Below are 21,592 nucleotides of genomic sequence, written 5' to 3'. Positions count from 1 at the left end.
GATGGGGCCTTTGCAGTAGGGGACACACATGAAATTTCTCGATCTCGCAAAGGTCTACATCCGGTCCGGGGCCGGCGGTAGCGGCTGCGTCAGCTTCAGACGCGAAAAGTTTATCGAATACGGCGGCCCCGATGGCGGGGACGGCGGCAAAGGCGGGTCTGTCTGGGCCGAAGTTGTGGATGGGCTGAACACCCTGATCGACTTCCGCTATCAGCAACACTTCTTCGCCAAAAACGGGCAACCGGGCCGGGGGCAGCAACGCACCGGCAAGGATGGGGACGATATCGTTCTGCGTGTTCCGGTTGGCACTGAAATCCTGGACGAAGACGAAGAAACCGTCATCTGCGACCTGACCGAAGTCGGGCAACGCGTTCTGCTGGCCAAGGGCGGCAATGGCGGCTTCGGCAATCTGCATTTCAAGTCCGCCACCAATCAGGCCCCGCGCCGCGCCAATTCGGGGCAGGCGGGGATTGACCGCACAATCTGGCTGCGGCTCAAGCTGATCGCCGATGTGGGTCTTTTGGGTATGCCGAATGCAGGCAAGTCGACCTTTCTGGCGGCCACGTCGAATGCGCGGCCCAAGATTGCCGACTATCCGTTTACCACGCTGCACCCCAATCTGGGCGTTGTCGGCGTGGACAACGTCGAATTTGTTGTGGCCGATATCCCGGGCCTGATCGAAGGTGCTCATGAAGGCCGTGGCATTGGTGACCGTTTTCTGGGTCACGTGGAACGCTGTGCCGTGTTGTTGCATCTGGTCGATGGCACCTCTGCGACGGTCGCCGATGATTACCGCACGATCATTCACGAGTTGGAAGCCTATGGCGGTGAACTGGCTGAAAAGCCCCGGATCACTGTTCTGAACAAGATCGACGCGCTGGATGACGAAGAACGTGCCCTTGCCGTCGAAGAGCTTGAGGAAGCCGTGGGCGGCCCCGTCATGACCATGTCCGGTGTGGCACATCTGGGTGTAACCGAAGTTCTGCGGGCGCTGCGCAGCCAGATTGACGACAACCGTGTGCGTCAGAAACCCGCTGAGGAGGCACAGCCTTGGCAACCCTGACCTCGGCACGCCGTCTGGTGGTAAAAATCGGGTCGGCTTTGCTGGTTGATCGCGACACTGGCCTGCTGCGGTCTGACTGGCTGCTGTCGTTGGCGCAGGATGTTTCCTGGCTCAAGGGGCAGGGGAAAGATGTAATCCTTGTTTCGTCCGGTTCGATTGCACTGGGCCGCGGCGTTCTGGGCCTGCCGATGGCGGCACTGCCCTTGGAACAGTCACAGGCAGCTGCTGCGGTTGGGCAAATCCGGCTTGCACGCGCTTATGAAGAAGCGTTGGCACCCCATGGGATCACCACGGCGCAGGTTCTGGTGACGCTTGAAGACAGCGAAGATCGCCGCAGGTATCTGAACTCACGCGCAACCTTGGAAACTCTGCTTGGGTTGGGCGTCGTGCCGATCGTCAATGAAAACGACACGGTCGCAACGGACGAAATCCGATATGGCGACAATGACCGTCTGGCCGCGCAAATCGCCGTGACAGTAGGGGCCGACCAACTGATTCTGCTGTCGGATGTGGATGGCTTCTATTCGGGCAATCCCAAGGAAGACACTTCGGCGAAGCGCTTCGAGACAATCGACAGGATCACACCCCAGATTGAAGCCATGGCCGGTGATGCGGGCTCGGGCCTGTCAAAAGGCGGGATGAAGACAAAACTGTTGGCAGCCAAGATGGCAACCGCGGGCGGTTGCGCCATGGCGATTACCGAAGGGTCGGTTCTTAACCCTCTGAAAACGCTCGAAAACGGTGCCAATTCCACATGGTTTACCGCGACATTGGATCCACACGCAGCCCGCAAACGCTGGATTTCGGCGATGAAACCTCGGGGTGAGATTACCGTGGACGAGGGGGCGGCCAAGGCACTGGCCAATGGCAAAAGCCTGCTCCCTGCCGGGATTGTGGAAGTGACCGGAGATTTCGGTCGTGGCGATCCTGTCGCCGTCCTTGATCTGGAATCCCGCCGTCTGGCTCAGGGGATCAGCCGGTATACGGCGCAGGAAGCCGATGCGATCAAGGGGCGTAAGTCTTCTGAGATTGAAGCGACGCTGGGCTATCCCGGTCGCGCAGCCCTCATCCACCGGGACGACCTGGCCCTTTAACCTTCAATAAGATGATCTGAAAGGCACGCGATATGAAAGACTTCGACAGCATTCCTGCTCTGATGGAAGATCTTGGGAAACGTGCCAAAGCCGCTTCGCGTGAACTGGCTTTCGCAACAGCTGAACGAAAGCACGCAGCACTGATTGCAGCCGCCGACGCGGTTTGGGCCAACCGGGCACGGATCATCGAAGCTAATCAAAAAGATCTGGAATTCGGCCGCGACAAGGGACTGAGCCCCGCAATGATGGATCGCCTGATGCTGGATGAGGCGCGTGTTCAGGGCATGGTGGACGGGCTGAGAACCGTCGCAGATCAGGCCGATCCGGTTGGTGAGGTTCTGTCTGAATGGAATATGCCCACGGGCCTTAACATCCAGCGGGTCCGGACACCGTTGGGGGTTATCGGCGTGATCTATGAAAGCCGACCCAACGTGACTGCGGATGCCGGGGCGCTGTGCCTGAAATCGGGCAATGCGGTAATCCTGCGTGGCGGATCCGAAAGCTTTCATTCCTCAACCGCGATCCATGCCTGTCTGGTCGAAGGGCTAAAGGCCGCGAACCTGCCTGAAGACGCCATTCAACTGGTGCCCACACGCGACCGCGCCGCGGTGCAGGAGTTGCTGACATTGACCGACTATGTCGACGTCATCGTCCCACGCGGAGGCAAGGGACTGGTGGGACTTGTACAACGAGAGGCCCGTGTGCCGGTCTTTGCTCATCTCGAAGGCATCGTGCACATTTACATCGACAAGGCTGCTGATCCGCAGAAAACGCTGGAAGTGGTACTGAATGCCAAGACCCGCCGCACTGGTATTTGCGGAGCCGCTGAATGCTTGCTGGTTCATAAGGATATCGCCGACACACTGGGGCGTGACGTGGTTGCGGCACTGGTCCAGTCAGGCGTCGAGGTTCACGCCGACGGTGTTCTCGCTGGAGAGGGTACAGTTGCTGCTACGGCGGATGACTGGGGAAAAGAGTTCCTCGACAGCGTGATCGCGGCGAAGCCCGTTGCCGATATCGATGCCGCGATTGCTCATATTCAGCAATACGGCTCGAACCACACCGATTGCATCATGACCGAGGATGACGCAGCAGCGGCCCGTTTCTTTGAGCGTCTGGACAGCGCAATCCTTATGCACAATGCCTCGACTCAGTTTGCGGATGGTGGCGAGTTTGGCATGGGGGCAGAAATCGGAATCGCGACGGGCAAGATGCACGCGCGCGGGCCGGTTGGGGCGGCGCAATTGACCAGTTTCAAATATCTCGTGCGCGGGAACGGAACGATCCGGGCTTAAAACCGAAGTGACACGCGGGTTGCCGAGGTTTCAACGGCAATCCGCCGACCCATCGCAGCTGCCGTTTCAGGCAGCAACGCGAACTGAACGTGCGCGGGCGTGATCTTGGTGGGAAACCGACCTGTCATAACGTTCTTCCAAAGATCACCATTGACATTCAACCGGTCTGCAACCCCGGTCACTATCCAATTGTTGCCCTGATTGACGATCTCGACCGCGCCGCCCAGAGGCATGGCACTTTCGCAGCACATAAGCGCCAGAAAGGCCAGTTTGACCTGATTACGCGGCACTGGACCGGTCAGGTTCCAGTTGACCCGTATCCGCCCGGCACGCTCGATATCTTTCAGCAGTTCGGTTACTTCTGTCCGCCCAAGCGGCTGATCACTGGCCGAGCCAAAGGCAACGCGGAAAAAGCGAATACGTGCCCCGGCACTTCCGACACTGCCCGAGATCAGTTCCATCTCGGGGCCCTGTACGGCGCCCACCATATCCAACAGCTCAAGCCCGTTGGTGATCGCGCCGATCGGGCTGATCAGATCATGGCAAATCCGCGAACCGATCAATTCGGCCAGGTTGACGTTGCTCTCGCCCATGCGTACCTCCGACTGTATCTGCCGCACGTCCCGGAGGCCCCTATGACAGACATGAATGCTATACTTGCACCGGGCATGTTTGTCCGCCACCCGGATTTTCCCGAATGGGGCGTCGGACAGGTTCAGTCCAACATTGCAGGCAAGATCACCGTGAACTTTCGCGAGCAGGGAAAAGTGGTGATCGACGGAACGCGCATCGCCCTGATGCCGGTCTTTGATCTGTGAAAGTGGTTTAGGAAAGGTTAACAACGCTGACCGAAGCGGGGCTTGTTGCCTTTGGCTGAAAAACTGCGGTATCAGCAGCCAAAAGAACACGGATCGCCCCATATGCCGGATACTGGCCCTTCTTTCACTGTAAAACTGGCCGAGACCGAAGCCGACCTGCAAGCAGCTCAACGCCTGCGCTATGACGTCTTCGTGCGTGAGTTGGGGGGCGGCGGAGAGATGGTTGATCACGATGCTGGCCTCGAGAAAGACCGTTTCGACCCGTATTTCGATCATATGTTGGCCTATGATGATCACACCGGCGAAATCATTGGCGTCTACAGGATGTTACCGGGCGAACGTGCTGCGGAACTGGGGCAATTCTATTCCGAAGATGAATATGACCTGACCGTTCTCAAGAACAGCGGGCGCAAACTGCTGGAGTTGGGACGGTCGTGCCTGCACCCCGACTACCGTGGGGGTACGGCAATGTACCACCTGTGGAACGGTTTGGCCGCTTATGTAGCGGAACGTGACATTGAGGTGCTGTTCGGCGTAGCGAGTTTTCACGGAACAGACGTGACCACATTGGCGCAGCCCTTGTCGATGCTTCACCACAACCATCTGGCTCCGCCAGAGTTGCGCGTACGGGCGCAGCCCGATGTTTTTCAGTCGATGAACCTTGTGAAACCAGAGGCTTTGGACCGCCGCGCCGCCATGGTTCAGGTGCCAGCATTGATCAAAGCCTACCTGCGCTTGGGTGGTTTCGTGGGCGAGGGCGCCTTTATCGACCACACCTTCAACACAACGGATGTGTGCCTGATCCTCGACACGACGCGCATGAATGAACGGCAGCGTCGAATTTATGGCGGGGCGTGACGCTGTGAACGACCCGCTCTGGAATAGTGAAGACGCGCCCGATCCGATCGAGCTGGGCGTTACCGGATGGGTTCTGGTCATTCTGCGCGGAGTCCCGCTGGCGGCCCTTGTCTTTGGTGGCCTGATCATCCTTCTGGCCGTTCGTCTGATCGAGTATCCGATTTTCGGCGTCCGGCGACCTGTGACGCCGTTCATCACGCAGTTTGTCTGCCGCAACGCGTTTCGAATTCTTGGCATCGGGTTCCGAACATCAGGCGCGCTGATGAAAGAGAGGGGGGCGGTGGTGGCAAACCACACGTCCTGGCTGGATATCTTTGCTCTGAACGCGCGCAAGCGGGTCTATTTTGTCTCCAAGGCAGAAGTGGCCAAATGGCCCGGTATCGGCTGGCTGGCCCGTGCGACCGGGACGCTTTTCATCGAACGGGATCGCAAGAAAGCTAAGGAACAGACCAAGCTGTTTGAAACCCGCCTGAAAGTGGGTCACAAACTGTTGTTTTTCCCCGAAGGCACCTCAACCGACGGGCTTCGCATTTTACCTTTCAAAACAACGCTTTTCGCCGCGTTCTTTGCAGATGAGTTGCGTGAATTCATGTTTATCCAACCCGTTTCTGTGGTGTTTCACGCGCCCAAAGGCCAGCCAAAACGCTTTTATGGCTGGTGGGGGGATATGGAGTTCGGGCCGCATTTGCTGAAGACCCTTGGCGCACGTCGGCAAGGAACGGTTGAACTAATATATCATGCGCCAGCGCGGGTCAGCGACTTTGAAAACCGCAAGGCTCTGGCGGCCCATTGTGAAGACGCCGTCAGGCATGCGCACGCATTGGCGCAGCTTGAAAAATAAGGGCGATTGGCCCTTGCGTAGCGCGCAAACCTGCCTTATACGCGCGCCATTCAAACCCGCAGGCGGGGTTTGGCCTTTTTGAGGGAGACATCCTCATCAAGACCGCCGGTTGGAGCGTCCGCTTCTTTCACCCCCGCCCAGGCGTAAACCGGAAAAGGAAAATAGCATGGCTCTTCCCGAGTTCACCATGCGTCAGCTGCTGGAAGCTGGCGTTCACTTTGGTCACCAGACACAGCGTTGGAACCCCCGCATGGGCCCGTTCATCTACGGCTCGCGCAATGGCATCCACATCATGGACCTGACCCAGACTGTTCCGATGCTGGATCAGGCTCTGCAGGCTGTTCGTGACACCGTCGCAAAAGGTGGCCGCATTCTGTTCGTTGGTACCAAGCGCCAGGCCGCTGGCCCGATCGCTGAAGCGGCTGAAAAGTCGGCTCAGTACTACATGAACCACCGCTGGCTGGGCGGCACCCTGACCAACTGGAAAACCGTTTCCCAGTCGATCAACCGTCTGAACCAGATCGACGAAGCAATGGAATCGGGCGCAGAAGGCCTGACCAAGAAAGAGCGTCTGGGCATGGAACGTGACCAGGGCAAACTTCAGGCATCGCTGGGTGGTATCCGCGAAATGGGCGGCGTTCCGGACCTGCTGTTCGTCATCGACGTCAAGAAAGAAGCACTGGCCATCGCAGAAGCCAACAAACTGGGTATCCCGGTTGTGGCTGTTGTCGACACCAACTGCTCGCCCGATGGCGTTGACTACATCATCCCCGGCAACGACGACGCAGCTCGCGCAATCGCTCTGTACTGCGATCTGGCCGCACGCGCCGCTCTGGACGGTATGACCGCGCAGATGGGTGCAGCAGGCGTAGACCTGGGCGCATTCGAAGAAGCTCCGGTTGAAGAAGCTCTTGCGGAAGAAGCCGCAGAAGCCCCAGCCGAAGCGTAAGCTGCCCGTCACGTAAATGACATATGGGGCAGGGTATGACCTGCCCCAATTCCGTTTGAATTGAGGAGAGCCAAAAGATGGCAATCACAGCAGCAATGGTTAAAGAACTGCGCGACTCGACCGGCGCAGGCATGATGGACGCAAAAAAAGCGCTGACCGAAACCGGCGGCAACATGGACGACGCCGTTGACTGGCTGCGTACCAAAGGCCTGGCCAAAGCGGCCAAGAAATCTGGCCGTACCGCAGCAGAAGGTCTGGTTGCTGTTCACGTCAACGGTGGCAACGGTGTTGCTGTCGAAGTGAACTCGGAAACCGATTTCGTTGCGAAAAACGCTGAGTTCCAGGAAATGGTCAGCAAGATTGCAAACGCGGCTGAAGGTGTGGACAACATCGAAGCGCTACTGACCGCTGATCTGGGCGGCAAAAGCGTTGCCGACACCCTGACCGACAAGATCGCCACTATTGGCGAAAATATGTCAGTGCGCCGCATGGCCAAACTGTCGGGCGACACTGTTGTGTCTTATGTGCACAATGCTGCGACCAACGGCATGGGCAAAATCGGTGTGCTGGTTGCACTGTCGGGTGGTGATGAAGCTATCGGCAAGCAGGTTGCGATGCACATCGCCGCTGTGAACCCGGCCGCCCTGTCTGAGGCCGACATGGACCCGGCAATTGTCGAGAAGGAAAAGCAGGTTCAGATGGACATCGCCCGCGAATCCGGCAAGCCGGAGCAGGTGATCGAAAAGATGATCGAAGGTCGCATGAAGAAATTCGTCGCCGAATCGACATTGCTGAGCCAGCAATTCGTTGTGAACCCTGATCTGACCGTTGAAGCCGCTGCAAAAGAAGCAGGCGCAACCATCACCGGCTTTGTTCGCCTGGAAGTTGGCGAAGGCATCGTTGTGGAAAAAGAAGACTTCGCTGCCGAAGTCGCAAAAGCTGCTCAGGGCTAAAGAAAGGCTCCGACAGGGGCCTTGCTGAACAAAGTGAAAGGGTTACGCGTCGCGTAGCCCTTTTTTGTTGGTGGCACATCAGAGAATTGGCAAAGAAGTGAAGGATTGGAGGGCCCCGCATGATGGGGATGGTCGAGGCCCCCCAAAATTCCGACACAGGTACGCGGACGAATAGGCGCCCCCTTGTCAGAGTGATTGGAGAGCTTTGAAATCGCAAAGATCCAACCGAATGTTCCCTGGCTAAAGCCACCACTCACGGAACACTCTCACTTTGCAACTTTTAGGTTAGATTTGAAAAGTAGTGATTTCCTTACCTAGGGTAAACTGACGCGAGATGGCGTCATAAAAACACTCCTAAACTTCCATAATGAACATCTGATTATGCAAAGATGCCTTCAAAACAGCCTGAGCCGTCGTTTCAACCGACAACGCCTCACGGGCGAGTCGAAGATGCTTTTCGACAGTTGCCGCTGTCAGGCCCATCAGCAGGGCTATGTCCTGCGTGGTTTTGCCGTCACCAACCCATTGCAACGCCTCGCGCTGACGCTTTGTCAGGGCCCGGTTCGGTGGGTTGAAAGGCAATGTCAGGATCTTCAGATGCGCAACGTTGTTCATCAAAAGAATGTCTTCGCCATGCTCTTGCCAGATCGCGTCAATGTCTTCCTGGCTCATCCCTTCCTTGGCGGATAGGGAAATCGCCCCTTTCGAGCGCACAGAGACCGAGTTGAAGCTGATGGTGTAACCAGAAACGACGCCCATGGACTTATTGAACTCGAAAACTTCGCGCTCTTTATCGGTCATCGACCCGCGAGAGTGCATGTCCAGCAACATTTTCCAGCTGGCGGCACCTTCATTGTCCAGCGCCCATTTCAACATGGGGGCGTGAAAATACAAACCGTCCTTGATGAAGCCATCCACATAGGCACGGTTATGGTTAGTCAGAATGACAAAGTCCTCTGGATCACCCAATGAGGTTGCCGTCCTGTATTGCGTGTGGCCGTAGATAAGGCGATCGAACCCGAATTCCGCCATCTGTCGGCAATGCGCATCCCACAGGTCTTCCAGGGTCTTGGCATAGCTGACAAACCGCAGATAATCCCTGAGGGTCATGCCGTTCCACCTGCTTTCAAATGCGCGGCCAGCGCGTCCAGAGCAAGAACATAGCTTTGGGCACCAAAGCCACAGATCTGACCCAGAGCAACAGGCGCGATATAGGACTTGTGACGGAATGCTTCCCTTGCATGGATGTTTGACAGGTGAACTTCGACAACCGGCAGTTCAACTGACGCGATGGCATCCATCAACGCAACCGACGTGTGTGTGAACGCCCCCGCATTGATCACAAGGCCATCCTGCACACCGCGTGCGCCGTGGATCGCATCAATTAACACACCCTCATGGTTGGATTGCAGATGCGAGACTTCAAGGCCAATGGACGCGCCATGGCGCTGGCACTCCTCCTCGATCATCTTCAGAGTGGTGCTGCCGTAAACCTCAGGCTGCCGTGTGCCAAGCAGGTTGAGGTTTGGGCCATTCAATACCAAAACTTTGTGCATGTCTTCACGATCCCCATTAATGGTACATAGACGCCTAAAGGTTGGGTTGTCTACCTGCCTTTGCCGGATCGAGTACAGTCGAAAAACCGGTGTACGAAGCGGGTCGCTGTTTTGTTCACGGCTTCAACTTTCCGCCATGGTGACAACGATTTTCCCCAGAACGGATCGCTGCGACAATTGTTCAAGCGCCTCGTGCGCGCGGGCAAGCGGGAACCGCGCGCTAATTCGCGGTTTGATTTTGCCGGCTGTGTAAAGATCGAACAGGTTCTTGACGTTGTCAGCATGGCCGATTGGGTCGCGGAAAACTGACGCGCCCCAAAACACACCAACGATCTGACATCCTTTCAAAAGCGCCAGATTCAAAGGAATCCGCGGAATGCCCGCCGGAAAACCGACGACAAGGTAACGACCTTTCCAGGCTATGCTGCGCAGGGACGGTTCGGCCAGCGCACCCCCAACAGCGTCGTAGACGATGTCTACGCCGTCAGGACCGGCAAGTTTCTTAACTTCGGCTGAGAAGGCTTTTTGCGCATCCTTGTCCATGTCGCGCGGGTAAATCACCACGTCATCGGCACCAATCTGGCTACAGAATTCGGCCTTTTCAGGTGATGAAACAGCTGCGATCACCCTGGCACCCATGGCTTTGCCCAGTTCAATGGCGGCTGACCCCACACCTCCGGCGGCACCCAGTACCAACAGGGTTTCACCAAGTTGAATCTCCGCCCGATCCCTCAACGCGTGGTACGACGTGCCGTAGGTGAAAATGAAACAGGCGGCATCTTCATAGGGCATCGCATCAGGAATTCGGATTGCAGCGTCCGCCTTGAGCGTGACATGGGTCGAAAACCCACCATGCCCGGTTAGGGCCAAAACACGGTCGCCTGGCTTAAATCCATTGACGCCTTCGCCCACAGCCAGAACTTCACCCGCAATTTCACCGCCCGGAGCAAAGGGCCGTGGCGGCTTCATCTGGTACAGATCGCGGATAATCAACGTGTCCGGAAAATTCACGCCCGCTGCTTTCACACCGATCAAAAGCTGACCTTTGCCCGGCTGCGGATCTGGTAGGGTCGTAAGCTCCAGGGTTTCGGGACCGCCCGGTGCGACGCTGAGTAATGCTTGCATACCGCCTCTGATCTGCCTGTACTTTGTGTCGAGGAAGTTTTGGTGCAGCATGGTTTTTTGTCAACGCTACGGTCCAACGCCTGCCGCGACGGCAAGAGGAACGCAATTTGTATCAGGATGAACTGGTGACAAAGAAACTGAGGAGCACAAAATGACCCCCGACACCCTCTTTTCGCTTCACGGCAAAACCGCTTTGGTAACAGGTGGAGCGACAGGTATTGGCCGCATGGCAGCCGAGGCGCTGGTTCGTGCGGGCGCGCGCGTGCTCATTGCCTCAAGAAAAGGGGACGCCTGTGCCGAGGTCGCCGCAGAACTGAACGCGCTGGACGCGCCGGGCAGTTCCGAAGGCTTTGCCGGTGACATTGGCAGCGCAGTCGGTATAGGCAAGCTGGTCTCTGACATTCAGGAGCGTACGGACAAACTGGACATCCTGATGAACAACTCGGGGGTGTCCTGGGGTGCTCCCATGGGGCAGTTTCCCTACGATGCATGGGAAAAGGTCATGTCTGTCAACGTGACAGGGATATTCGAACTGACCCAGCGGCTTTTGCCAATGCTAATGAAATCAGGCACCGCCGAAGACCCGGCGCGCATTGTCAATGTGGGGTCAGTCATGGGTGAAGTCCCAATGGGCGATGGGGCCTACAGCTATTCGGCCTCAAAGGCTGCTGTTTTGCACCTGACCAAGGTCTTGGCCAAGGAACTTTCACCGCACCACATCACGGTTAACGCACTCGCTCCGGGGCCGTTTGTGTCGCGCATGACTGCCTTTGCGACAGCCGATGAGGATACCAGAGAACGGGTTGGCAAGTCTGTACCTCTGGGTCGCGTCGGACGGGACGAGGATATTGCAGGCTGTATGTTGTTCCTGTGCGGTCGCGGCGGCAGCTATGTGACAGGCGCAGTGATCCCGGTTTCGGGTGGGATCAACGTGGTGACCGCCGGAAACATCTTTGCCGAGGCCCTGTGACGGGAAGACAGCCAATGAAAACCGAAATCAAACTGGATCTGGCGGCGGTAGATGCGTATCTGAGCGCGCATCTTTCCGGCTACAACGGGCCATTGGAGGCGAGGAAATTTGATGTCGGGCAATCCAACCCGACGTTTGAGTTACGCACACCAGAGAAAGCCTATGTGCTGCGCCGAAAGCCCGCCGGCGTATTGCTGAAATCGGCACATGCCGTTGATCGCGAATTTCGGGTTCAAAGCGCCCTTGCCGGGAGCGAGGTTCCGGTGCCCAAGATGTATCTGCTGTGTGAAGACGACAACGTCATCGGCTCGGCCTTCTATGTGATGGAACGCTTGCAGGGCAGGGTGTTTCCGGACCCAACCCTGCCCAAAGAAAGCAACGAAACCCGCGCCGCCATCATTGACGAAATGAACAGGGTTCTTGCCCAATTGCACATGGTGGATATCGATGCCGTTGGCCTGTCTGACTATGGGCCGATTGGCAACTATTACGAGCGTCAGATCGCGCGCTGGACCAAGCAATACCGCGCGTCCGAGACCTCGGCCATTGCGGATATGGATGCGCTGGCTTCAGCGCTAGAGACCTCGGTACCGGCCGATGACGGACAGCGCACGCTGGTGCATGGGGATTACCGCATCGACAACCTGATGTTTGCGCCGAACCGGGCGGAATGTATCGGGGTGTTGGATTGGGAACTGTCGACGATCGGTCACCCTTATGCGGATCTGGCCGCAGTAATCATGCAATGGCAGTTGCCGCCGGGAAAACAGGGCCGGGGGCTGGCGGGTGTGGATCGAAACAGCCTGGGCCTGCCCAGCGATGAGGCATTCATTGCCCAATACTGCAAACGTCGAGGCCTGGATGGCATAGACAATTTCGGCTTTTATCTGGGCTTCAATTTCTTTCGCATGGCGGGCATTCTACAGGGTGTCTACAAACGCGCGCTGGATGGCAACGCGTCAGACCCCGACCGCGCAAAGGCTTTTGGCGCATATGTTCCTATATTCGCCCAGCACGGCCTGAAAGCAATTGAGTCCACATTAGAGTGACGACCTATCAAGCTGTTTTTATGTCACTATCTTGCCTTGAAAGTTCAACCTCAAGATTTGGCAGACTGTTCTTTCCAAAAAACAGCTCAGCCCCGGTGAACATGCTGGGAACCCCAAACACACCTCGCCGAACCGACGACTTGGTTATCTCTTTCAGTTTCAGTTTAACGTCGGGGCTCGTCATGGCTTCGCGAATTTTGCGAACGGGCAAGTCGTTTTCATGCAGGATATCCGTTAGGACACCGATCTCGTCCGCCTTCTGACCATGTACCCATATCGCATCAAAAACCGCGTTTATATATCTGACTTCCCAAGGTTTTCCATTGGCAAAACACGCGCCGCGCATGGCAAGTTTTGTGTTGATCGGAAAATGCGGGCTCATATGAAAGCTCAACCCACGACGGCGGGCAAACCGGTGCAGATCATGCGTCAAATAGGCTGTCTTTTGGCGGTTTTCGGAATACGCCTGAAATGGGCTTTGGTTATGCGTCGCCTTGAACACCGCAGGCAGCAGGACAGGAACATAAGTAATGCTTGCGTCATAGCGCTCGGCAAGATCGGGGAGCATCTTATGGGCGAGAAACGCGTTCGGGCTGCAAAAATCGTAAATGAAGTCTATGGTCTGCGTCATGGGGTTCCTCCCTTTCGGTTCCTTGAAATCTTGTTCATTGAACTTCAGGCGAATCTGCGTCGAAATCAGTCTAGCATTCCATTGTGAGGCACGCTGATGAAGCCCGTTCACGAATTTCTCTGCAACACGCAACTTTTTGCTGCTATTTCAGGTCACAAGCTCAAACAGTCGCAGTTTAGTACCTCACGGAAGTTCCCAAATGTCCCACAGGCAATCCATGTTTGATCAAAACCGGCTAGATCGGCTTAGCCATTGGATGGAAAACTATGTTGAGCAGCGCAAATATGCCGGATCATCCTTTTTGCTGCACCACAAAGGGAGTGAGGCCTTTTTTCATGCCTGTGGTCTCAGCAGCCTCGAGACTGGCCGGCAATTCCAACGCGACACGCTGGTGCGCATTTATTCCATGACCAAACCGGTCACATCGGTCGCGTTGATGACATTGGTCGAACGCGGGCTTGTTCACCTGAACGCGCCTGTGTCTGAGTTTCTACCTGAATTCAAAGATATGCAGGCGCTGGTCCCGGGGGCGGAGAAACTAGATCAGACCGAGGCCGCACCGCCTCCAACACTACATCAGTTACTGACGCATACCAGTGGGCTAAGCTACCCGTTCAACCCGGGGCTTTTGCCCCAAGCGATGGATGAACGGGACCTTATTTTCAAACCCAATCAGGGGCCTCTGGAACATCTTGTGCGCGATCTGGCTGGGCTGCCACTGGCGTTCCAACCCGGTGCACGCTGGGAATACTCGGTCGGGATTGACGTGCTGGGTCGAGTGATCGAGGTGGTCTCGGGCCAGTCATTGGAGCAGTTCTTTCGAAGCGAGATCCTTGAGCCGCTGGACATGCGCGAAACAGGTTTTTCCGTACCCGCTGGGGCAGGGGATCGTTTCGCATCGCTCTACACCCCATTGGCTGGCGACGCGATGGCCCTGAATTCCGCGGATCACGGTAGCGAAAGCCTAAGACTGTTCGATTCCCACATAGAATCCCCGTTCGAAAACACGACGACCTTTTCCGGCGGTGGCGGTCTGATTTCGACAATCGATGATTATGCCAAATTCGCGGACATGCTTCGAAATCGGGGGGCCGGGAACGGGTACCGCATACTTGGCCCGAAAACCGTCGATTTCATGATGCGCAATCACCTTCCCGGGGACATTGCGTCAATGGGTCCGCAGAGTTTCGCAGAGCAACCGATGGAAGGAATGGGCTTTGGGCTAGCCGGTGCGGTTGTTCTGAATCCCGGTCTGGTAAGGGTTCCCGGCTCTATCGGGGATTTCAGCTGGGGTGGAATGGCGTCGACCTATTTCTGGATTGATTGGCAGAATGACCTGACGGCGATTTTCTTTACCCAACTGTCCCCCTCAAGTTCGTACCCATCCCGCGCCGAACTCAAGGCACTGGTTCATGCGGCCATGATTGAATGATTTCCTCTGTACTGATACCCGGTGCCGGACGACACAACTTGCGAGCAGACGATGACCGAAGCGGAACGTATCTTACTGGATCTTCTGGATATTGAACGGCTTGAGGTCGATCTGTTTCGCGGGACAGGGTCGGGCGGTGAAACGCCCACACGCATCTTTGGCGGACAGGTCATCGCGCAAGCGCTCGCTGCGGCGTATCGGACTGTTGAAGAGCGGTTGTGCCATTCGCTACACGCCTATTTCATTCGCCCGGGAGATCCAGAGAAACCCGTTATTTATCAAGTTGATCGCGCGCGAGACGGAGGTTCGTTCACAACCCGCCGTGTGGTTGCGATTCAGCATGGAAAGCAAATACTGAACATGTCGGCATCCTTTCATGTCCGGGACGAAGGTTGGGACCATCAGCATCCGATGCCCGTCGTGAACGCACCGGAAGCGTACCCGTCCCGATCTGAATTGCGTAAAACATATGTTGAACGTGTTCCAGAAAGGTTACGAGGCGAATTGCTGCGCGAACGCCCGATCGAGGTTCGGGAAGTCGATCACCTGGATCCATTCACACCGAAAGTCTCTGATGATCGAAACCAGACTTGGTTCCGTATGCCCGCTGCCGCTTCCGTTGACACCAGAACGCAGCACTTACTGCTGGCATATGCGTCTGACATGAACCTGATGTCCTCTGGATTGCGGCCACACGGTCTGAGCTGGTTTAGCGGAGAGTTCAACGGCGCAAGTCTGGACCACGCGCTATGGTTTCACGCACCGGTAAATTTTCAGAACTGGCATCTTTACGTAATGGACTCGCCGTGGACGGGGCAGGGACGCAGTTTTAACCGTGGATCGATCTATTCCGAGGACGGTACCCTTGTTGCATCTGTCGCACAGGAAGGATTGATGCGCAGAATTCGCGCGCGACCTTAAGTATTGCCTATAAACCTTTGATTTAACTTTTTCATTCCACCAAGCCACCGATCGTAATCAGCCGCTTTGAATTGCAAATAATCAGCGACTTGTGGATGAGGCAGAACCAAAAACCGTTCATTTCGAATAGCTTGCACACAGGATTCAGCCACATCGCTGGGCTCAAGCATCCCATCAATCGAAGCTACTGAGATTTCATGGCCTTCGGTCATTTTCGAACGTACTGCCTGCGGACACAGGACCGAGACTTTCAATCCTTCAGCGCCATATGTCAGCGAAAGCCATTCGGCAAATCCTACAGCCGCGTGTTTGGTAACCCCATATGGGGCTGCACCAGGTTGGTTCAGCAAACCTGCCGCAGACGCAGTTATCATTATATATCCGCCGCCGCGACGAACCATGCGTGGAACCAGATGGCGAGCAGTCCAGACATGGGACATGACATTGATCTTCCAGATCCGATCCCAGTCTTCGTCCGCAACATCGAGACCGCCAAGCGTCAGAATTCCGGCATTTGCGCAAAACAGGTCAATTGGACCGACAGTTTCTTCAACAAAATCAATCAGAGCCTTGATCTGCACTTCGCTGGAAACGTCGCAGGGATACGCCTGACCACCAATTTGCTCCGCGACCAAATTTGCGCCAGCGATGTCGACATCCGAGCAGATAACACGTGCACCTTCATGGGAAAACCGTTCTGCAAGACCACGACCAATGCCTTGGGCAGCGCCGGTGACAACGACAGTTTTGTTCTTAAGCTCCATGCGTATTCCGGACAGGTTCGTTACAGTGTTTTCAATGTGTTGGCTTGCCTTCCGTATTACAAGTATTACGTTTTTACCATAATACCAATTACACGCTAATTGAAAGTAGCGGAGATATACTCAGATTCCACTGCAATCAGTCATCAGACCAATGCGATCAACACAGGTCTGATGCGATTTATCCCAACGCGTAACCTGCACCGCGGACTGTTCGAACCGGATCATCCCCGCCGTGTTGCGTTAAGGCTTTGCGCAGTCGTCCAATGTGAACATCAACGGTACGCGTATCGACATAGATGTCGCGTCCCCAGACCCGATCCAGCAATTGTTCACGGCTCCAGACCCTGCCCGGCTTTTCCATGAACGTGCTAAGAAGCCGGAATTCGGTTGGACCAAGTTTCAAGGGCTTGCTGTCACGGCTGACCTTGTGGGTTTCCGAATCCAGAATGATGTCATCGTACTCCAGTCGCAAGCCAACAGTTGCAGGTCGGACGCGGCGCAGTTGTGTTCGGACACGCGCCATCAGTTCGACGATCGAATATGGTTTGACCACATAATCGTCGGCACCAGTTTCCAGCCCGCGAACCTTGTCTACCTCTTCTGATCTGGCCGACAGCATTATTATCGGGATCGAACGTGTGTCCGGACGGCTTTTGAGCCGGCGGCAAACCTCAATCCCGCTTAGGTTGGGCATCATCCAGTCCAGAACAATGATATCCGGGCAGTCTTCGTCGACCAGTAGCATAGCTTCGTCACCGTTGGCCGCCTTTGAGACGCGAAAACCTTCGGCTTCAAGGTTGTAGGCCAGCACCTCGCGTTGGGCCAACTCATCCTCGACCACCAGAACCGTCGGTTGATCTGCGGACATCTCAAGCCTCTCCTACGCTGTTTGCGACGTTATATCGGCCTTGGGCCGAGCCTCGGTCGGGCGGTCGCCTGTAACCAGATACACCACCTGCTCGGCAATCGAGGTTACATGGTCGCCCATACGCTCGATGTTCTTGGCGATGAAATGCAGGTGCATACAGGCCGAAATATTGCGCGGATCCTCGGCCATAAAGGTCAGGAATTCGCGGAACAGGCCGTTATACATCTGGTCGACCTCTTCATCGCGGTTGATGACGTCGGTGGCCAGTTCCGCGTCGCGCTGAATATAGGCGTCCAACGCGTCGCGCAGCATACGTTCAACTTCGCGCGCCATGCGGCGTAAGGCAGCTGCGCTGCCGCTGATCTCGCCCGCATTGGCCAGAACGGTCGTACGCTTTGCGATGTTCTTCGCGTAATCGCCAATCCGCTCAAGATTGCCGGATACTTTCAGGACCGAAAGAACCAGTCGCAGGTCACTGGCCGTGGGCGCGCGCAACGCAATCAGACGCGCGGTTTCCTCGTCGATCAGGTCTTCCAACGCGTCGATGGCCTTGTCACCTTGTCGTACTTCCTGGGCCAGCTCAACGTCACGGCTTTCAAGCGAGCGCGCCGCGCCCATGATAGCGGCCTCAACCAGACCGCCCATCTTCATGATATGCGCCTGGATTGTTTCGAGGTCGCGGTCAAAAGCAGATGCAATATGTTGTTCGCTCATTGTTTGATACCTGTGCTTAGCCGATACGGCCTGTAATGTAGCTTTCCGTGCGCGGATCGACCGGATTGGTAAAAATCTGACCGGTTTCACCGAATTCCACCAGATTACCCAGGTGGAAAAAGGCCGTTTTCTGACTGACGCGCGCGGCCTGCTGCATCGAGTGGGTGACGATCACAACCGAATATCGGGAACGCAATTCGTCGATCAACTCTTCGACCTGTGCGGTTGCAATCGGGTCCAGCGCCGAGCACGGCTCGTCCATCAACAGGACTTCCGGTTCAGTTGCCACGGCGCGCGCGATACACAAACGTTGCTGTTGCCCCCCTGACAAACCCGTGCCAGGCGAATCCAGACGGTCCTTGACCTCATCCCAGATTGCGCCTCGACGCAGTGATTTCTCAACGATCTCATCCAGTTCCGCCTTATTCTTGGCCAAGCCGTGGATACGCGGACCATAGGCCACGTTGTCGTAGATCGACTTGGGGAACGGGTTCGGTTTTTGGAACACCATGCCGACTTTGGCGCGCAACTGAACGGGGTCGACCCGCTTGTCATAAATGTCTTCGCCGTCCAACAGGATATCACCTTCGACACGGCAGATATCGATGGTGTCGTTCATCCGGTTCAGACACCGCAGGAAGGTCGATTTTCCACAACCCGAAGGACCGATAAAGGCCGTGACGGTCTTGTCTTCGATCTCAACACTCACGTCCTTGATGGCGTGGGTATCACCGTAGTATACCTGAACCTTCTTCGCGTTGATCTTGATGTCTTTGGAGTCCACGGTTCTCTCCACTCGTGTCATGTCGTTCATTATTGCCCCCAATTACCAGCGGCGTTCAAAGCGGCGGCGCAGGATGATAGCGATGATATTCATGGTCAGCAGGAACATCAAAAGGATGATGATTCCGCCCCAGGCCTTTTCGTAGAACCCGACATCAGCGCGTGCGGCCCAAGTGTAAATCTGGGCGGGCATTGCCGAGTTCGGCTCGGTAAAGCCGGCAAGGAACCCGTCGGGATATCCCCGCGCCACAAAGCCTACCATGCCGATCAGCAACAACGGCGCGGTTTCACCCAAGGCTTGTGCCAGACCGATGATGGTGCCGGTCAGAATGCCCGGCGCGGCCAAAGGCAGCACGTGGTGGAACACAGCCTGCATTTTCGAGGCCCCTACCCCCAACGCTGCATCACGGATCGACGGCGGAACCGCTTTCAGCGAGGCGCGGGTCGAGATGATGATCGTCGGCAATGTCATGAGGGTCAGAACCAGACCACCAACCAGCGGCGCCGATTGTGGCAGGTGCATGAACTGGATGAACACGGCCAGACCCAGAATACCGAACACAATCGACGGCACGGCTGCAAGGTTAGAGATGTTCACTTCAATCAGGTCGGTGAATCTGTTCTGCGGGGCGAATTCTTCAAGATAGATCGACGCTGCCACACCAATGGGCAGCGACAGGCCCAAAACCACCAGCATCATGAAAAACGACCCAATGACCGAGGCGCCGATGCCGGCACCGCCCGGGTTGTCAACGCCAGAATCCGCGCCGGTGATGAACGGCCAGTTGAAAGCCTGCTTGATGATGCCCGCCTGTTCCAGCGCATCAACCAGATCCAGATCGCTTAGCTGTAGAAACCGGCTGTCCTGCAAGGTGTCACGGGACACGCGGCCTTTGAAATACCCGTCGACCCGGCTGGAGGCGGCCAGATCAAACTTGACCGGATCACCCAGCTTGCCGGGGTTATCGGCATAGTAAGTTCGGATTGTACCACCGATTTTACCAAGAAGACGTTCGATCGCCGCTTCGTCGAAATCAACGCTGATCCCATGGTCTTCCAGTTCCTTGCTCAACTGAGCGATGAACAGGTTGGAATAGGCCTTGGTCTTGAACAACGTACCTTCCGCCTCGTCTCGCTGCGCAGCGGACAAGGTGAAATCCACGCTGACAACAGTGCGCTGAAAGGCCGGAATACCCTGCGACAGGATTGAGGCGAACAGAACGATCAGGAAGAACAGGCCCGTTGCAATAGCGACAATCCCGTAGGCCCGAAATCGTTTCTCTGCATTTGCACGTTTTTTGGTATGTGCATCCGCTACAGTCAGCGAGACAGAGCGATGACCTGTTTCAGGGCTTTGCATGCTGGCGTCGGTCATTCGTATTGCTCCCGATACTTACGCACGATGTAGAGGGCAAAGATGTTCAGCCCAAGCGTGAGAGTGAAAAGGGTCATGCCCAGTGCAAAGGCCACAAGCGCCTCGGGCGATGCGAAATCCGCGTCTCCGGTCAGCTGGCTCACGATTTTTGCGGTGACCGTCGTCATGGCTTCAAACGGGTTCAGGCTCAGCCGTGCTGCCGCCCCTGCCCCAAGGACCACGATCATTGTCTCACCTATGGCGCGCGATGCGGCCAGCAGGATCGCCCCCACGATACCCGGAAGGGCCGCAGGTAAAACAACCTGACGGATGGTTTCGGATTGCGTTGCGCCCAGTCCGTAAGAGCCGTCGCGCATGGCCTGCGGCACCGCGTTGATGATGTCATCCGACAACGAGGACACAAACGGGATCAGCATGATGCCCATGACCAACCCAGCGGTCATGACTGCCGTGCCAGCCTTCATCCAGCCAAGCCCGTCATCCCCGAACAGGCCAAGCAAAAGCGGACCAACAGTAAGCAGCGCAAAAAGGCCGTAAACGATGGTCGGGATACCGGCCAGAATCTCGAGCAGCGGTTTTGCTACGGCGCGGACACGGGGGGAGGCGTATTCGCTGAGGTAAATCGCGGCGAACAATCCGATCGGGACAGCCACTAGCAGGGCAACGAGCGAGATATAGAATGTCCCCCACAACAAGGGAATAATACCAAGTTCAGACGACCCGCCGCGCCCCGAAAAGCTGGGGGCCCATGTCGTGCCGAAAAAGAAATCGGTAGCAGGGTAGAGCTTGAAGAATTCCCAAGTGTTGAAAACCAGGGACAGGACAATCCCGACAGTGGTCAGAATTGCGATGGATGCGGCCGCCAGCAACAGGATACGCACCCCCTGCTCGACCACATTACGCGCGCGGTATTCCGCGCGAGTTTGAAACCAGCTGACCGCAGCACCGGCGAGTGCGGTCAGTATGACGGCGACTGCCATGATCGAATAGCCGGATGCATTCATGATCCGATAGCTTTGCGCCGCGCGCAGCACAGGTTGCGTGATGTCAGACGTCACCACTTGCCCGGCATCTTTCAGGCGCTGGGTCATATCGATCACATCCGCGCGTGCGTTGCGCGCCAGTTCCTCGGGTATCTGCCCGGCGGCAACTGCGTTATCCAGACCGTACGCGGTGCGACGGACCTCGGCCATGACCAGATTGAGGGACGCGCCGTCTTCGATGGCGGAACCCGAGATCATTTCGGATACCTGAGAGTTCACGTAAAGCGGTTGTACCAGCAACCAGAGGATCATTAGGCCAAATGCGGGAACGATCGTCTTGAGAGCGACATTTGCGCCATAATACGACGGCAGCGAGTGCAAAGCCCGGATATCTCCTTTGGCGCTTTGCAGGGCGCGTGAGCGCCCCAACACGTAACCGACTGAAGCAATCGCTAGCACGATCAGAACAAGCCATACTATCGGCATGAAACCCCCATTTGGTCTTGGCCGGGAAAGCTAATAAATGTGGGGGCGACAGGAATGCCGCCCC

Annotated in this window: 23 protein-coding genes; 12 read left to right on the top strand and 11 right to left on the bottom strand. The window is 56.3% G+C overall.

Annotation, left to right across the window (positions count from 1 at the left end):
* The first annotated feature begins 28 nt into the window (after positions 1-28).
* From obgE to AC2FPW_RS03065, 3 genes are read left to right on the top strand one after another with little or no spacing between them, the layout of a single operon-like run.
* Positions 29-1,063, top strand: coding sequence for a GTPase ObgE (gene obgE / locus AC2FPW_RS03075; protein WP_496812521.1), 1,035 nt, complete (start codon positions 29-31; stop codon positions 1,061-1,063).
* On the top strand, positions 1,051-2,157 hold the full coding sequence (gene proB, locus AC2FPW_RS03070; protein ID WP_480505190.1) for a glutamate 5-kinase: 1,107 nt from the start codon (positions 1,051-1,053) through the stop codon (positions 2,155-2,157). The genes obgE and proB overlap by 13 nt, the downstream gene beginning before the upstream one ends.
* Positions 2,158-2,189: 32 nt before the next feature.
* Positions 2,190-3,452 (top strand): glutamate-5-semialdehyde dehydrogenase, encoded by a 1,263-nt coding sequence (locus AC2FPW_RS03065; protein ID WP_496812520.1) that lies wholly within the window; start codon positions 2,190-2,192, stop codon positions 3,450-3,452.
* Here AC2FPW_RS03065 and AC2FPW_RS03060 read toward each other — a convergent pair.
* Positions 3,449-4,045, bottom strand: a complete 597-nt coding sequence (locus AC2FPW_RS03060) for a histidine phosphotransferase family protein (protein ID WP_496812519.1) — start codon at positions 4,043-4,045, stop codon at positions 3,449-3,451. The two genes, AC2FPW_RS03065 and AC2FPW_RS03060, sit on opposite strands and share 4 nt — an antisense overlap.
* 42 nt (positions 4,046-4,087) lie before the next feature.
* On the opposite strand from AC2FPW_RS03060, the gene AC2FPW_RS03055 reads away from it, so the two are divergent.
* The 5 genes from AC2FPW_RS03055 (at position 4,088) to tsf (ending at position 7,871) form a co-directional block, all read left to right on the top strand.
* Positions 4,088-4,270 carry a DUF3553 domain-containing protein gene (locus AC2FPW_RS03055; protein ID WP_267364751.1) on the top strand — a complete coding sequence of 61 codons (183 nt, stop codon included), beginning with the start codon at positions 4,088-4,090 and terminating at the stop codon, positions 4,268-4,270.
* A gap of 102 nt (positions 4,271-4,372) precedes the next feature.
* Positions 4,373-5,128 carry an L-ornithine N(alpha)-acyltransferase gene (gene olsB / locus AC2FPW_RS03050; RefSeq protein ID WP_480584232.1) on the top strand — a complete coding sequence of 252 codons (756 nt, stop codon included), beginning with the start codon at positions 4,373-4,375 and terminating at the stop codon, positions 5,126-5,128.
* The gene (gene olsA / locus AC2FPW_RS03045) at positions 5,094-5,969 is read left to right on the top strand and encodes a lyso-ornithine lipid O-acyltransferase (protein ID WP_480623031.1); all 876 of its coding nucleotides are present in this window, start codon (positions 5,094-5,096) and stop codon (positions 5,967-5,969) included. Before olsB ends, olsA begins: the two co-directional genes overlap by 35 nt.
* A 166-nt stretch (positions 5,970-6,135) precedes the next feature.
* Positions 6,136-6,918, top strand: coding sequence for a 30S ribosomal protein S2 (gene rpsB, locus AC2FPW_RS03040; RefSeq protein WP_209503940.1), 783 nt, complete (start codon positions 6,136-6,138; stop codon positions 6,916-6,918).
* A gap of 77 nt (positions 6,919-6,995) precedes the next feature.
* A complete protein-coding gene (gene tsf, locus AC2FPW_RS03035) occupies positions 6,996-7,871 on the top strand; it encodes a translation elongation factor Ts (protein WP_480564795.1) in 876 nt (291 codons plus the stop codon).
* A 354-nt stretch (positions 7,872-8,225) separates the two neighbouring features.
* Here tsf and AC2FPW_RS03030 read toward each other — a convergent pair whose 3' ends face one another.
* From AC2FPW_RS03030 to AC2FPW_RS03020, 3 genes are all read right to left on the bottom strand, one after another.
* On the bottom strand, positions 8,226-8,981 hold the full coding sequence (locus tag AC2FPW_RS03030; RefSeq protein ID WP_480564792.1) for an autoinducer binding domain-containing protein: 756 nt from the start codon (positions 8,979-8,981) through the stop codon (positions 8,226-8,228).
* Positions 8,978-9,427, bottom strand: coding sequence for a type II 3-dehydroquinate dehydratase (gene aroQ / locus AC2FPW_RS03025; protein ID WP_496812518.1), 450 nt, complete (start codon positions 9,425-9,427; stop codon positions 8,978-8,980). Before aroQ ends, AC2FPW_RS03030 begins: the two co-directional genes overlap by 4 nt.
* A 123-nt stretch (positions 9,428-9,550) precedes the next feature.
* A complete protein-coding gene (locus tag AC2FPW_RS03020; RefSeq protein WP_496812517.1) occupies positions 9,551-10,552 on the bottom strand; it encodes an NADPH:quinone oxidoreductase family protein in 1,002 nt (333 codons plus the stop codon).
* 151 nt (positions 10,553-10,703) lie between these two features.
* Here AC2FPW_RS03020 and AC2FPW_RS03015 point away from each other — a divergent pair, with 151 nt between their 5' ends.
* Positions 10,704-11,522, top strand: a complete 819-nt coding sequence (locus AC2FPW_RS03015) for an SDR family oxidoreductase (protein ID WP_496812516.1) — start codon at positions 10,704-10,706, stop codon at positions 11,520-11,522.
* Positions 11,523-11,536: 14 nt separating this feature from the next.
* Positions 11,537-12,571 (top strand): phosphotransferase family protein, encoded by a 1,035-nt coding sequence (locus tag AC2FPW_RS03010; protein ID WP_496812514.1) that lies wholly within the window; start codon positions 11,537-11,539, stop codon positions 12,569-12,571.
* A gap of 7 nt (positions 12,572-12,578) precedes the next feature.
* On the opposite strand, the gene AC2FPW_RS03005 is transcribed toward AC2FPW_RS03010, so the two are convergent.
* Positions 12,579-13,313 (bottom strand): 2-hydroxychromene-2-carboxylate isomerase, encoded by a 735-nt coding sequence (locus tag AC2FPW_RS03005; protein ID WP_496812513.1) that lies wholly within the window; start codon positions 13,311-13,313, stop codon positions 12,579-12,581.
* Positions 13,314-13,419: 106 nt separating this feature from the next.
* Between AC2FPW_RS03005 and AC2FPW_RS03000 the strand changes: the two genes are divergently transcribed.
* Together AC2FPW_RS03000 and AC2FPW_RS02995 are read left to right on the top strand one after the other, a co-directional pair.
* A complete protein-coding gene (locus AC2FPW_RS03000) occupies positions 13,420-14,634 on the top strand; it encodes a serine hydrolase domain-containing protein (protein WP_496812512.1) in 1,215 nt (404 codons plus the stop codon).
* Positions 14,635-14,685: 51 nt separating this feature from the next.
* Positions 14,686-15,555 (top strand): acyl-CoA thioesterase, encoded by an 870-nt coding sequence (locus AC2FPW_RS02995; RefSeq protein ID WP_496812511.1) that lies wholly within the window; start codon positions 14,686-14,688, stop codon positions 15,553-15,555.
* Here the strand turns inward: AC2FPW_RS02995 and AC2FPW_RS02990 are convergent.
* The 6 genes from AC2FPW_RS02990 to pstC all read right to left on the bottom strand — a co-directional run bounded on the left by AC2FPW_RS02990 (position 15,552) and on the right by pstC (position 21,528).
* Positions 15,552-16,319, bottom strand: a complete 768-nt coding sequence (locus AC2FPW_RS02990) for an SDR family oxidoreductase (RefSeq protein WP_496812510.1) — start codon at positions 16,317-16,319, stop codon at positions 15,552-15,554. The genes AC2FPW_RS02995 and AC2FPW_RS02990 overlap by 4 nt on opposite strands.
* Before the next feature lie 178 nt (positions 16,320-16,497).
* The gene (gene phoB, locus AC2FPW_RS02985; RefSeq protein ID WP_480480935.1) at positions 16,498-17,187 is read right to left on the bottom strand and encodes a phosphate regulon transcriptional regulator PhoB; all 690 of its coding nucleotides are present in this window, start codon (positions 17,185-17,187) and stop codon (positions 16,498-16,500) included.
* A 12-nt stretch (positions 17,188-17,199) separates the two neighbouring features.
* Entirely contained in the window at positions 17,200-17,901 is a 702-nt protein-coding gene (gene phoU / locus AC2FPW_RS02980) for a phosphate signaling complex protein PhoU (protein WP_267366515.1), read from the bottom strand.
* A 16-nt stretch (positions 17,902-17,917) separates the two neighbouring features.
* Complete coding sequence (gene pstB / locus AC2FPW_RS02975) at positions 17,918-18,715, bottom strand: phosphate ABC transporter ATP-binding protein PstB (protein WP_267366513.1); 798 nt, start codon at positions 18,713-18,715, stop codon at positions 17,918-17,920.
* Positions 18,716-18,727: 12 nt separating this feature from the next.
* Entirely contained in the window at positions 18,728-20,059 is a 1,332-nt protein-coding gene (pstA, locus tag AC2FPW_RS02970; protein WP_496812509.1) for a phosphate ABC transporter permease PstA, read from the bottom strand.
* Complete coding sequence (gene pstC / locus AC2FPW_RS02965; protein ID WP_496812508.1) at positions 20,056-21,528, bottom strand: phosphate ABC transporter permease subunit PstC; 1,473 nt, start codon at positions 21,526-21,528, stop codon at positions 20,056-20,058. The genes pstA and pstC overlap by 4 nt, the downstream gene beginning before the upstream one ends.
* Positions 21,529-21,592: the final 64 nt, after the last annotated feature.

Source organism: Ruegeria sp. SATB027 (assembly GCF_059613825.1).
Note: the sequence above shows the minus strand (reverse complement) of the source record. Positions and strands in the feature narration are given on the sequence as shown.

Coding starts and splice junctions, on each gene's coding strand:
- AC2FPW_RS03065 (WP_496812520.1), top strand. CDS start 2,190: ATGAAAGACTTCGACAGCATTCCTGCTCTGATGGAAGATCTTGGGAAA.
- tsf (WP_480564795.1), top strand. CDS start 6,996: ATGGCAATCACAGCAGCAATGGTTAAAGAACTGCGCGACTCGACCGGC.
- AC2FPW_RS03010 (WP_496812514.1), top strand. CDS start 11,537: ATGAAAACCGAAATCAAACTGGATCTGGCGGCGGTAGATGCGTATCTG.
- AC2FPW_RS03020 (WP_496812517.1), bottom strand. CDS start 10,552: ATGCAAGCATTACTCAGCGTCGCACCGGGCGGTCCCGAAACCCTGGAG.
- AC2FPW_RS02995 (WP_496812511.1), top strand. CDS start 14,686: ATGACCGAAGCGGAACGTATCTTACTGGATCTTCTGGATATTGAACGG.
- olsB (WP_480584232.1), top strand. CDS start 4,373: ATGCCGGATACTGGCCCTTCTTTCACTGTAAAACTGGCCGAGACCGAA.
- pstC (WP_496812508.1), bottom strand. CDS start 21,528: ATGCCGATAGTATGGCTTGTTCTGATCGTGCTAGCGATTGCTTCAGTC.
- AC2FPW_RS03030 (WP_480564792.1), bottom strand. CDS start 8,981: ATGACCCTCAGGGATTATCTGCGGTTTGTCAGCTATGCCAAGACCCTG.
- olsA (WP_480623031.1), top strand. CDS start 5,094: ATGAACGGCAGCGTCGAATTTATGGCGGGGCGTGACGCTGTGAACGAC.
- AC2FPW_RS03000 (WP_496812512.1), top strand. CDS start 13,420: ATGTTTGATCAAAACCGGCTAGATCGGCTTAGCCATTGGATGGAAAAC.
- AC2FPW_RS02990 (WP_496812510.1), bottom strand. CDS start 16,319: ATGGAGCTTAAGAACAAAACTGTCGTTGTCACCGGCGCTGCCCAAGGC.
- phoB (WP_480480935.1), bottom strand. CDS start 17,187: ATGTCCGCAGATCAACCGACGGTTCTGGTGGTCGAGGATGAGTTGGCC.
- pstA (WP_496812509.1), bottom strand. CDS start 20,059: ATGACCGACGCCAGCATGCAAAGCCCTGAAACAGGTCATCGCTCTGTC.
- rpsB (WP_209503940.1), top strand. CDS start 6,136: ATGGCTCTTCCCGAGTTCACCATGCGTCAGCTGCTGGAAGCTGGCGTT.
- obgE (WP_496812521.1), top strand. CDS start 29: ATGAAATTTCTCGATCTCGCAAAGGTCTACATCCGGTCCGGGGCCGGC.
- AC2FPW_RS03055 (WP_267364751.1), top strand. CDS start 4,088: ATGACAGACATGAATGCTATACTTGCACCGGGCATGTTTGTCCGCCAC.
- AC2FPW_RS03015 (WP_496812516.1), top strand. CDS start 10,704: ATGACCCCCGACACCCTCTTTTCGCTTCACGGCAAAACCGCTTTGGTA.
- AC2FPW_RS03060 (WP_496812519.1), bottom strand. CDS start 4,045: ATGGGCGAGAGCAACGTCAACCTGGCCGAATTGATCGGTTCGCGGATT.
- aroQ (WP_496812518.1), bottom strand. CDS start 9,427: ATGCACAAAGTTTTGGTATTGAATGGCCCAAACCTCAACCTGCTTGGC.
- pstB (WP_267366513.1), bottom strand. CDS start 18,715: ATGAACGACATGACACGAGTGGAGAGAACCGTGGACTCCAAAGACATC.
- phoU (WP_267366515.1), bottom strand. CDS start 17,901: ATGAGCGAACAACATATTGCATCTGCTTTTGACCGCGACCTCGAAACA.